This is a genomic window from Pseudomonas sp. SG-MS2, assembly GCF_009933855.1.
Classification (GTDB): Bacteria; Pseudomonadota; Gammaproteobacteria; order Pseudomonadales; family Pseudomonadaceae; genus Aquipseudomonas; species Aquipseudomonas putida_E.
This window is the reverse complement of the sequence record NZ_MOMO01000118.1, coordinates 17,981-29,359: the sequence shown is the minus strand read 5'-3', so window position 1 is coordinate 29,359 and position 11,379 is coordinate 17,981. Positions and strand designations below refer to the sequence as shown.

The 11,379-nt window shown below is 63.6% G+C and carries 9 protein-coding genes; 3 read left to right on the top strand and 6 right to left on the bottom strand.

The features are described 5' to 3' along the window. The first annotated feature begins 145 nt into the window (after nt 1–145). Nucleotides 146–1,573: an arginine-ornithine antiporter gene (gene arcD / locus BLX42_RS09510; RefSeq protein ID WP_046784423.1), complete on the top strand. Its 1,428-nt coding sequence runs from the start codon at nt 146–148 to the stop codon at nt 1,571–1,573. On the opposite strand, the gene BLX42_RS09505 is transcribed toward arcD, so the two are convergent. The 6 genes from BLX42_RS09505 to gap form a co-directional block, all read right to left on the bottom strand. Further along, nucleotides 1,559–1,966 (bottom strand): YbaN family protein, encoded by a 408-nt coding sequence (locus BLX42_RS09505; protein ID WP_125924445.1) that lies wholly within the window; start codon nt 1,964–1,966, stop codon nt 1,559–1,561. The two genes, arcD and BLX42_RS09505, sit on opposite strands and share 15 nt — an antisense overlap. A gap of 54 nt (nt 1,967–2,020) precedes the next feature. Then, nucleotides 2,021–2,614, bottom strand: coding sequence for a biliverdin-producing heme oxygenase (locus BLX42_RS09500; protein ID WP_046784421.1), 594 nt, complete (start codon nt 2,612–2,614; stop codon nt 2,021–2,023). A 197-nt stretch (nt 2,615–2,811) separates the two neighbouring features. Continuing rightward, a complete protein-coding gene (locus BLX42_RS09495) occupies nt 2,812–5,400 on the bottom strand; it encodes a TonB-dependent receptor (RefSeq protein WP_161871662.1) in 2,589 nt (862 codons plus the stop codon). Nucleotides 5,401–5,526: 126 nt separating this feature from the next. Next, nucleotides 5,527–6,489, bottom strand: a complete 963-nt coding sequence (locus BLX42_RS09490; protein ID WP_161871661.1) for a FecR domain-containing protein — start codon at nt 6,487–6,489, stop codon at nt 5,527–5,529. A gap of 90 nt (nt 6,490–6,579) precedes the next feature. After that, nucleotides 6,580–7,092, bottom strand: a complete 513-nt coding sequence (locus BLX42_RS09485; RefSeq protein ID WP_161871660.1) for an RNA polymerase sigma factor — start codon at nt 7,090–7,092, stop codon at nt 6,580–6,582. Nucleotides 7,093–7,318: 226 nt separating this feature from the next. Further along, nucleotides 7,319–8,320: a type I glyceraldehyde-3-phosphate dehydrogenase gene (gene gap / locus BLX42_RS09480; RefSeq protein WP_119687719.1), complete on the bottom strand. Its 1,002-nt coding sequence runs from the start codon at nt 8,318–8,320 to the stop codon at nt 7,319–7,321. A gap of 265 nt (nt 8,321–8,585) precedes the next feature. On the opposite strand from gap, the gene edd reads away from it, so the two are divergent. Both edd and BLX42_RS09470 read left to right on the top strand, forming a co-directional pair. Beyond that, nucleotides 8,586–10,412 (top strand): phosphogluconate dehydratase, encoded by a 1,827-nt coding sequence (gene edd, locus BLX42_RS09475; RefSeq protein ID WP_161871659.1) that lies wholly within the window; start codon nt 8,586–8,588, stop codon nt 10,410–10,412. Then, the gene (locus BLX42_RS09470) at nt 10,409–11,368 is read left to right on the top strand and encodes a glucokinase (protein ID WP_161871658.1); all 960 of its coding nucleotides are present in this window, start codon (nt 10,409–10,411) and stop codon (nt 11,366–11,368) included. The genes edd and BLX42_RS09470 overlap by 4 nt, the downstream gene beginning before the upstream one ends. Nucleotides 11,369–11,379: the final 11 nt, after the last annotated feature.

Sequence of the window (11,379 nt, the reverse complement as noted above, 5' to 3'; positions counted from 1 at the left end):
TGTAGTGAGTAGTCATGCAGCACCTTACCTCGGGTGTTGCACTTGGTCACTGAGACCGCCCTTTGTCTATTATAAGTAGCCGTATCTATATGCAGATAAAGCTGTTTCAGCGATGTGACAGCACGCACAAAAGACGAGGAATCGCATGAGCGAACCAGGACAGAAACTGCGCCTCGGCGCGTTGATCGCACTGGTGGTCGGTTCGATGATTGGCGGCGGCATCTTCTCGTTGCCGCAGAACATGGCGGCGCGCGCGGATGTCGGGGCCGTACTGATTGGCTGGGGTATCACCGCAGTGGGCATGCTGGCGCTGGCCTTCGTGTTCCAGACTTTGGCCAACCGCAAGCCTGAGCTGGATTCAGGGGTGTATGCCTATGCCAAGGCAGGTTTTGGCGATTACATGGGCTTTTCCTCGGCCTGGGGCTACTGGATCAGCGCCTGGCTGGGCAACGTCGGCTACTTCGTGCTGCTGTTCAGTACACTGGGCTTTTATTTCCCGGTGTTCGGTGAGGGCAATACGCCCATTGCCATCGGCTGTGCCTCATTGCTGTTGTGGTCGGTGCACTTTCTGGTGCTGCGTGGCATCAAGGAAGCGGCGTTCATCAACCAGGTAACCACCGTGGCCAAGGTGGTGCCGCTGCTGATCTTCATCGTCATCGCCGCCTTCGCCTTCCGCGCCGACATCTTTACCCGGGATATCTGGGGCGTGAGCAACCCGCAGTTCGGTAATGTGCTGGACCAGGTGCGCAACATGATGCTGGTCACCGTATTCGTGTTCATCGGCATCGAAGGCGCCAGCGTCTATTCGGGGCGGGCGCTGCGCCGCACGGATGTGGGCAAGGCCACGGTGATCGGTTTTCTCGGCGTACTGGCGCTGCTGGTGCTGGTCAACGTGCTGTCGCTGGGGGTGATGACCCAGCCGGAACTGGCCGGTTTGCAGAACCCCTCACTGGCATCGGTGCTTGAGCACATCGTCGGGCCCTGGGGCGCGTTGCTGATCAGCATCGGCCTGGCGGTTTCGCTGCTCGGCGCTTTGCTCTCGTGGGCACTGCTGTGCGCCGAAATTCTCTTCGCCACGGCACGGGACAAGACCATGCCGCGCTTTTTGGCCAAGGAAAATGCCAACCATGTGCCGGCCAATGCCCTGTGGCTGACCAACTGCATGATCCAGGGGTTCTTGCTGATCACCTTGGTTTCGGCGGGTACCTACACCAGCCTGATCTACCTGGCGTCGTCGATGATCCTGGTGCCGTACCTGTGGTCGGCCGCCTACGCGGTGCTCTTGGCGCTGCGCGGGGAGAGTTATGCCGGGCAAGAGGGGCTGCGCCGCAAGGACCTGTTGGTGGCGTTGGTGGCGCTGGTGTATGCGCTGTGGCTGTTGTATGCCGGTGGGCTCAAGTACCTGCTGCTGTCGGCATTGCTGTATGCGCCTGGGGTAATCCTGTTCGCCCGGGCCAAGCGTGAACAAGGCCAGGTGCTGTTCACCACGTGGGAGAAGTTGATCTTCGCGGCGGTGCTGATTGGCGCTGCTCTGGCAGCTTATGCGCTGTATTCAGGGCTACTGAGCCTGTGACGCAGGCGGGCATGCCTGCTCTGGCCGTGACCAGATCCACAGGTTGCCCAGGGCCATGCCGGTGATGGCCAGAAATACCGGCCAGCGATGGTCAAAGAAGGCCAGCATCAGGCCTGCGCACACCAGCATGCTGAGGGTTGCACTGACCTTTGCCCGGCGCTGGATCACCTTGCCATTGCGCCAGTTGAACAGGATAGGCCCGAACAGCCGGTGGTTCTCCAGCCATGCCGACAGGCGCGGCGAGCTGCGTGTCGCTGCCCAGGCAGCCAGGAGGATGAACTCGGTGGTCGGCAGGCCAGGAATGACGATGGCGACCAGGCCGATACCCAAGCTTACGTAAGCCAGGATGCCATACAGCAGGCGCGACAGTTTCGAGCGGGCAGGTCGGGTCATGGTCTCACTGCACAAAACGGTCCGGCCACCGGAAGGGTGGCCGGGTTAAGCGTATCAGGCCAGCGCGCTGTCGGCGGCGTAGGCATGCTTGAGCAGTTCGGTGAAGCGCTCGAAGGCGGCCACTGCGCCGCGCTCGGCAGCAGCGTCTTCTTCGGCAGACAGCGCCAGGCCATCGAGGGTTCGGGTGAACTGCTTCCAGCCCTCGGCGCGGCCACCGGCCGGTTCGCCCAGGTGGCGGGCGCCAAAGCTGTCGGACAGCTCCAGGGCCACGGCCCGCTTGATCAGAAACGCGGCGCCCAGTTTGGAGCCTTCGGAGACGAAGATCCAGCCCAACGCTTCTGCCAGGCTTGGGTCGTGCAAGGCGCCGGGTACTGCGGCCGGTACTTCGGTATCGAGGTCGGCGAGGTCCAGGCGGGCTTGATCGGCGCGGCAGCGCTGGGCCAGGTCAGGCACGATGGCGATCAGTTTCGGGTCGTTGTACAGGGCCTGCAGTTCGGACTGGAACAGGTACTGGGCGACGACGAAACGGGCGAAACTCTCGCGGCTGTCGAACGGTGCGTGGGATTTGACCAGGGCGTCGAGCTCGGTGTGCGGGGCGTGGGTGACCTGGTTGAGGCGTTGCGAGCGCAGGGCTGGGCGGTCGGTCATGGGGTGTCCTTGGGAATTTGGGGCGTCTAGTGACAAGACGAAACAGGGGGGTGGGGAGAGTAAAAAAACTGGTTTTTGTGTTGTCGGTTCCGGCCCTATCGCCGGCAAGCCGGCTCCCACTGGGTACCCACTGCCTCAGGTTCAGTGGCGTAGCCGTGGAGGCTTGCCGGTGATAGGGCCAGTAACGATCAGCTCAGTCAGATATCCCACACCACATTGATGGCGAAGTTGCGCCCTGGCATGGTCAGGCGGTCAAGGTTGGCCGGCTGGGTCACGCCCGCCTCACCCTGGCCGTCGTAGCCGCGCACCGAATCCCACTGCCAGTATTTCTTGTCGGCCAGGTTGTACAGCCCAGCGTTGACCGTTACGTCGTCGGTCACCTTGTAGAAACCGCTCAGGTCCAGCACGCCGTAGCCAGGGGTACGGAACTGCGAGCTCTGGCCGTCCGGGGCGAAGAACGTGGTGTCGTCGACGCGGGTCTTGCGCTTGACAACGGTCCAGCTCAGCAGGCCGCCGTAGTTCGGTTGCTCGTAACCTAGGCCGAACACGCCGGTCAGTGGGTTGACGCTGTTCAGCGGCTGGCCGTTGTCATCGTTACGGCCGTTGGCGTATGCGATCGAGCCTTGGGTGTAGAGGCCCTCTGGCGCACCGAAGTGGTCGAGGTTGAGGCGGCCCTTGACCTCGGCACCCTTGATGGTGGCGTGCTTGATGTTGTTGGCCTGGAAGGTGGTTTCCAGGTTGGCCGACTGCACGGCGTCTTCGTCGATGAAGTCGCGGTACTTGTTGTAGAAGACCGCAGCGCTGAAGTTACCGGCATCGAAGTTGCCGCGCAGGCCGGTCTCGTAGCTCTTGCTCTTCTCCGGCTCAAGCCCGGGGTTGCCCTGCACGCTGTAGCCCAGTGTCGGGTTCTCGAAGCGGCCGTACATCGACTTGGCTGTCGGCGTGCGGAAGCCTTCGGCGTACTGGCCGTACCAGGTGTAGTTGTCGTTGAAAGCGTAGGTCAGGCCGAACTTGGGCGACACGCGGTGCCACTTCTTGTCCGAGTCGTCGAGGGCGCCTGGCGCAGCGCCCGAGCCCTGAATGCCACGTAGGAACGCGTCGGTGAACTTGGGCTCCATGCGCGTGTAGTCGTAGCGGGCACCGGGCATGAAGGTCCAGTTGTTCCAGCGGATCTCATCCTGCACGAACAGGCTGTAGGTGTTGATGGTCGGGTCCGGGAAATCGCTGACCAGGGCCTGGCCGTCGCGCGAGCTGTCCTGGCCGATGGCGGTGCAGCTACCGCCAATGGCCACACAGGTGCCGGAGCCGCTGCGTGAGCCGGTCACTTCTTCATGCTTTATGGTGGTGCCGTAGGTCAGCAGGTGATCGGTCTGGCCGATGCTGAAGGCTTTGTCCAGCTGGGCATCGAACACCCATTGGCGGTCCTTGTAGGTGGTCTGGCGGTCGCGCAGCACCTGCCGCCCCGACGCGACATACAGCTCATCGGTGCGCTGGTCGGTCTTGGCGATCTGGTAGTTCAGGCTCCATTTCACGTGGTCGGCGACCAGGCTGTCGAGGCCGAACTCGTGGTTGATGCCGAAGCGCTCGCGGGTGACGGTGTCGTTGCCCTGGCGCATGCGGTAGGAGTTCATGGCACCTAAGCCTGGAATGAACGGACCGCCCACGGCGCTTAGGATGTTCTGGTCACGGTCATCCTTGTAGCGTTCATAGGTGAAGCCCAGGCGCGCGTCGTCGGCGTAGTTCCAGCCAAGCTTGGCCAGCACGTTGGTGGTGCGCACGTCTTCCGGGTTGGCTTCGGTGCGCGACAGGCCGCTGCCGCCATGCTCGCCGTAGGATTCGGTTTCGTGGCCGTTGCGCTGGCTGACGTGCAAAAGGCCGTCGAAGTCGCCCTGGCGGCCGGCCACGGTGGCGGAGGTCAGCCAGCTGTCGTCGGCCGAGCTGTAGCCGGTCTTCAGGCGCGCGCCGACATCCTTGCCGGGCTTGATGATGTCGTCCGGGTCCAGGGTGAAGTAGCTCACCGCACCGCCGATGGCATTGCTGCCGTACAGCACCGAGGCCGGGCCGCGGAGGATTTCCACGCGCTTGACGATCTCGGGGTCGACGTAGTTGCGCTGGGTCTGGGCGTAGGGGCCGTAGAAGAAGCTGTCAGGGATCGACACACCGTCGATCTGGGTCAGCACGCGCTCTCCGTCGATGCCACGGATGTTGTAACCGTTCAGGCCGCTGCGCTGGCCGGTGCCACCGACCGACACGCCTGGCTCATAGCGCACCAGTTCCTGGATGTTATTGACGTTCTGCCGGTCCAGTTGCTCGCGTGTCTGCACACTCACGGTGCTCGGCACCTGGCTGACGTCCTGGGCGCTGCGCGTGGCGCTGACGGTCATCTGCTGCAGGGCGATGGCATTGCCCGCCGATTGGCGTTCGAGCACCACATTGCCGTTGCCGATCTTGCGATAGACCAGGCCGGTACCTTGCAGCAGTTGTTTCAGTGCCGCTTCCGGAGGCAGCGAGCCGCGGACACCTGGCGAAGCCACACCGTCGGCCAGTTCGGCGCTGAAGCCCACCTGCCAGCCGGTCACCTGGCTGAAGGCGTTGATGGCCTCGACCAAGGGCTGCTGGGCGATGCTGAAGCGGTAGTCGCCCATGCGTGGGCTTGTCGCGTGCGCAGGTTCTGCTGCCAGCGCTGGCAGGCCGCAGGCGCCACTGGCGAGCAAGGCCAGGGTCAGCAGGGACAATTGGCCGGTACGGCGGGGAAGGGGGGACGGGCGAGTTGGACCTGTGGACATCGAAAGCGCTCCCTGACGCGCGAACTGTTATAGGTGATTACCGTTCCTGTTTTTAAACAAGAATCAGTTGCATTGGCTATAACGAGACGGGCGGGGCAGCGCGATCGCGTAAAAATAATTTTCAGGTCAGTTGAGAATGACCACGGCGGGGTATTCGTGCAGCTGCGCCGAGGTGATGTGGGCCAGGGCGCGCAAGGTCTCCAGCGGCTGGTCGAGGCGGTAGTTGCCGGTCACCGCCATGTCGTCCAGGTGGGCGTTGCGGTTGATGATCCAGCCTGGGTAATAGCGCCGCACTTCGGCCAACACCTGGCTAAGCGGGCAGTTCTCGAACACCAGGCGCCCATCGACCCAGGCCAGGTCCTTGTGCATGTCCGGGCGCTGGCGCTGGCCGAAGCCTTGCGGGCCGACGCTGATGCTGTCGCCGGCGCTCAGGCGGATACGCTGGTCGCTGGCGGCCTGCAGGTCGACGTCGCCGCGCTGCACCCGGACCTGTGCCTCACCATCGAGGTAGCGCACGGCAAAGTCAGTGTCGCGCACCTGTGCCCGCAGCGGGCCGGCCTGAACTTCCAGTGGTGGTTGGGTGCCACCGGGTACCTGGAAATACGCCTCGCCTTGTAGCAACCGTGCCACCTGACGGCCTTCGCGCACGTCGCTGGCGAAAGCCGAGTTGGTGTTGAGCAGCACCTTGGCCCCGTCATCGAGCTGCAGGCGCTGGCGTTCGCCCACCACGGTCAGGTGGTCGGCCTGCAGGCGCATCGGCAAGTTGCCCACGGTGAACAGCCCGACCAGCAGTACTGCGGCGGTCGCCAGGGGTTTCCAGTGAGCCCGCAGACGCCCGCGTACAGAGCGGCGCCGCACCTGATGCATTTGTGTGGCGGCCTGGCGCACCGGCGTGCCGTTCCAAAGGGCTTCGGCTTCGACGTAGGCCACGGCGTTTTCCGGCGCGGCGCTGAGCCACTGCTCGAAGGCCAGCGTGTCCGCTTCGGTGGCGCATTGCAGGCGGACCAGCCAGTCCAGCGCCTCGTCCATCGCACGGGCGCGGGCGTCGGGCCCTGCGGTCGGCGGGCGAGGGGCGGGGCTGTCGGTCACGGTGAATCCTTGAAATGATTTTCCCGAATGATCAAGGCTAAGGCGGGGCGTGGCAAGCGCTTCGCCGAGCTCGGGTGGCCAGCGGTCGTCTTACTTCAGGCGTTCGGCCACACCCATGCAGATTGCCATGATCAGTTTCAGCTCCTTCTGGACCGTGCTGGCCGAGACATTGAGTTGCCCGGCAATTTCCACGTAGCTGGCACCGTGCAGGCGGCTGAGGATGAAAATGCGCTGCTGACGCTCACTCAACTGGTTGAGGCTGACGCTCAGGTGCTTGAGCAGTTGCTCGGCGTGTGCGGCATCCTCGCTGCTGCTCAGCGGCGCGGCGACGTTGTGCAGGATTTCTTCGGGCACATCGTCGACCAGCATGCGCGCTTGCACCCGGCGCGTGCGCAGATGGTCCAGGGCCAGGTTTCGCGCGGTCTGGAAGACGAAGGGCTCGAGGTGTTCGATGAGCCGCTCCCCCAAGGCGCGGGACACTCGCAGGTAGGTTTCCTGCAGCAGGTCCTCGGCGGTGCTGGGGTTGCCGACCATGCGCTGCAAGGTCCGCAATAGGGGGAGGCGCTGAACGAGGAAGACAGAGTTGAACCGGGACTGACTCACAGGGGGACCTGGCCGACGAAAGGTGAATGATAATGCTTATCATCTTGCCTGAAGGTCAAGCCTGGAAGTGTTAGGAAAAGGTAAAGATTGTCGGTAGGAGCGGCCTTGCGTCGCGAAAGGGCTGCAGAGCAGCCCCAAGGTTTTCTGAGCGCCAGAGATATAGTTGGGGCCGCTGCGCGGCCCTTTCGCGACGCAAGGCCGCTCCTACCGCAGCAAGTGCCTGCGCTCAGCGGGCGCTGCACAACGCCAGGCAGTTATCCAGCATGCGGTTGGAGAACCCCCACTCATTGTCATACCAGGCCAGCACCTTGAGCATCCTGCCGTTGGCGCGGGTATGGTTGGCATCGAATATCGACGACAACGGGTTGTGGTTGAAGTCGCACGAGACCAGCGGCAGGGTGTTGTAGCCGAGCACCTTGGAATGCCGGCTGGCTTCGAGGAACAACTGGTTCACCTGCTCGGCCGTGGCCTCGCGCTTGAGGTTGACGGTGAGGTCGACCAGCGACACGTTGATCACCGGTACCCGTACCGCCATGCCGGTCAGCTTGCCGGCCAGTTCCGGCAACACCAGGCCCACGGCTTCGGCAGCGCCGGTCTTGCTCGGGATCATCGACTGGGTGGCCGAGCGCGCCCGGTACGGGTCGCTGTGGTAGACGTCGGTCAGCACCTGGTCGTTGGTGTAGGCATGGATGGTGGTCATCAGCCCCTGCTCGATGCCGAACTCGCGGTGCAGTACCTGGGCGATCGGCGCCAGGCAGTTGGTGGTGCAGGAGGCGTTGGAGATGACCTGGTGCGACGCGCGCAGAATGTCATGGTTGACGCCGTATACCACGGTGGCGTCGGCGCCCTTGGCCGGTGCCGAGACGATCACCTTGCCAGCCCCGGCCGCCAGGTGCGCCGCGGCCTTGGCGCGGTCGGTGAACAGCCCGGTGCACTCGAACACCACGTCGATCGCTTCAGCCTTCCAGGGCAGCTCGGCCGGATTGCGGATGGCGCTCACCGCGATACGGTCACCGTTGACCGTCAGGCTCTCGTGATCAGCTTCCACCGACGCATCGAAAGCACCGTGTACGCTGTCGTATTTGAGCAGGTGGGCGTTCATGGCACTGTCGCCCAGGTCGTTGATGGCGACGACCTGCAGGTCGTGGCGGTAGCCTTGGGTATACAGTGCGCGCAGGACATTGCGACCAATGCGGCCGAATCCGTTGATGGCGATACGTAGTGTCATGGCAGCACCTCTGGCAGTTCGAGTGAAACCTGTGGCACAAATGAAGCTTCACTGAAACGTTTTTGTTGTTGGAATTACAAGATTATTCACTCAGCGATAGAAAACAAGCCTTTTTACTGGCAGTATTTTGTTTAAATATACAACGAGTGGTCGGGCAAGCCGCCGCCTCGATGCGCAGGGTCTCTTACACAGGAGCCTAGGCCGCAATCGTTTGGAGGGGAAATGCCCGGTAAACCGCCCTTACCGCTAGCCTGGAGTCCAGTACATGCACCCGCGCATCCTTGAGGTCACCCAACGGCTGACCGAACGCAGCCGTGCCACCCGTGAACGCTACCTGCAGCTGATTCGCGGCGCGGCCAGCGACGGACCCATGCGGGCCAGCCTGCAGTGCGCCAACTTCGCCCATGGCGTGGCCGGGTGTGGCGCCGACGACAAGCAGAGCCTGCGCCTGATGAATGCCGCGAATGTGGCCATCGTCTCGGCCTACAACGACATGCTCTCGGCGCACCAGCCGTATGTGCATTTCCCCGAGCAGATCAAGAAGGCACTGCGCGAAGTTGGCTCCGTCGGCCAGTTCGCTGGCGGTGTGCCGGCCATGTGCGATGGCGTGACCCAGGGTGAGCCTGGCATGGAGCTGGCCATCGCCAGCCGTGAAGTGATCGCCATGTCTACTGCGGTGGCGCTGTCGCACAACATGTTCGACGCTGCGCTGATGCTGGGTATCTGCGACAAGATCGTCCCCGGTTTGATGATGGGCGCGCTGCGCTTCGGTCACCTGCCCATCATTTTCGTACCGGGCGGGCCAATGGTTTCCGGCATCTCCAACAAGCAGAAAGCCGATGTGCGCCAGCGCTATGCCGAGGGCAAGGCCAGCCGTGAGGAACTGCTGGAGTCGGAGATGAAGTCCTACCACAGCCCGGGCACCTGCACCTTCTACGGCACTGCCAACACCAACCAGCTGGTGATGGAAGTGATGGGCCTGCACCTGCCGGGGGCCTCGTTCGTCAACCCGTACACCCCGCTTCGCGACGCGCTGACCGCCGAGGCCGCGCAGCAAGTGACACGCATGACCAAGGCCAGTGGCAGCTTCATGCCGCTGGGCGAGATCGTCGACGAGAAATCGCTGGTCAACTCCATCGTCGCCCTGCATGCCACCGGGGGGTCGACCAACCACACCCTGCACATGCCGGCGATCGCCCAGGCGGCAGGCATCCAGCTCACCTGGCAGGACATGGCCGACCTGTCCGAGGTGGTGCCGACCCTGTCCCACGTCTACCCCAATGGCAAGGCCGACATCAATCACTTCCAGGCCGCCGGTGGCATGTCCTTCCTGATCCGTGAGCTGCTCGATGCCGGCTTGCTGCACGAAGACGTCAACACCGTCGCCGGCCACGGGTTGCGCCGCTACACGCAGGAACCGTTCCTCGACAACGGCAAGCTGGTCTGGCGTGAAGGCCCGCAGCAGAGCCTGGACGAGACCATCCTGCGCCCGGTGGCGCGGCCGTTCTCGGCCGAAGGCGGCCTGCGGGTGATGGAAGGCAACCTTGGGCGTGGCGTGATGAAAGTGTCCGCGGTGGCCCCTGAACATCAGGTCGTCGAGGCCCCGGCACGGGTTTTCCAGGACCAGCAGTCGCTGGCCGATGCGTTCAAGGCCGGCGAACTGGAGCGCGACTTCGTGGCCGTGGTGCGTTTCCAGGGGCCACGTTGCAACGGCATGCCGGAGCTGCACAAGCTGACGCCGTTCCTCGGTGTGCTGCAGGACCGCGGCTATAAAGTGGCACTGGTCACCGATGGGCGCATGTCAGGTGCATCGGGCAAGATCCCGGCCGCAATCCATGTCTGCCCTGAAGCCTTTGATGGTGGACCGCTGGCGCGGGTGCGCGATGGTGATATCGTGCGGGTCGATGGTGTCGAAGGCACGCTGCAGCTCAAGGTGTCGGCCGAGGAACTGGCCCGCCGCGACCTGCCACCTGCGCCACAGGGCAACGACCTGGGCTGTGGGCGCGAGCTGTTCGGCTTCATGCGCATGGCGTTCAGCTCGGCCGAGCAGGGCGCCAGCGCCTTTACCTCGGCCCTGGAGAACCTCAAATGAAGGACCTGCTGGTTGGCGACATCGGTGGCACCAATGCCCGTTTTGCGTTGTGGCGTGACAACCAGCTGCATCAGGTGAAGGTCTTCGCCACCGCTGACTACACCAGCCCGGAGCAGGCCATCGAGGCCTACCTGCAGAGCCAGGGTATCGAGCGTGGCGGGCTGTCGGCGGTGTGCCTGGCGGTGGCCGGGCCGGTCGACGGTGATGAATTCCGCTTCACCAACAATCATTGGCGGCTGAGCCGCAGCGCGTTCTGCAAGACGTTGCAGGTCGAACAGCTGCTGCTGATCAATGACTTCACGGCGATGGCCTTGGGTATGACCCGCCTGCAAGGGGACGAGGTGCGCCAGGTCTGCCCCGGCCAGGCCGACCCGGCGCGACCTGCACTGGTGATCGGCCCGGGTACCGGCCTTGGCGTCGGCAGCCTGCTGCGCCTCGGTGAGCAGCATTGGCTGGCGCTGCCCGGTGAGGGAGGGCATGTCGACCTGCCGGTGGGCAATGCCCGCGAAGCGGCGATCCATCAGCAGATTCATGGGCAGATTGGCCATGTCAGCGCTGAAACCGTGCTCAGCGGTGGCGGCCTCGTGCGTTTGTACCAGGCCATCTGTGCGCTGGACGGTGATACGGTACGGCACAAGACACCCGCAGAAATTACCGATGCCGCCCTGAGTGGCGAGCCACGGGCATTGGCGGTGGTCGAACAGTTCTGCCGCTTCCTGGGGCGCGTGGCAGGCAACAATGTACTGACCCTGGGTGCACGCGGCGGTGTTTATATTGTTGGCGGCGTCATCCCGCGGTTTGCCGAACTGTTCATGCGCAGCGGGTTCGCTGCAAGTTTTGCCGACAAGGGCTGCATGAGCGGTTACTTCGCCGGTGTGCCGGTGTGGCTGGTGACGGCAGAGTTTTCTGGACTGCTGGGCGCCGGCGTGGCATTACAGCAGGCTCTGGATCATTGATAGGGGGCCGC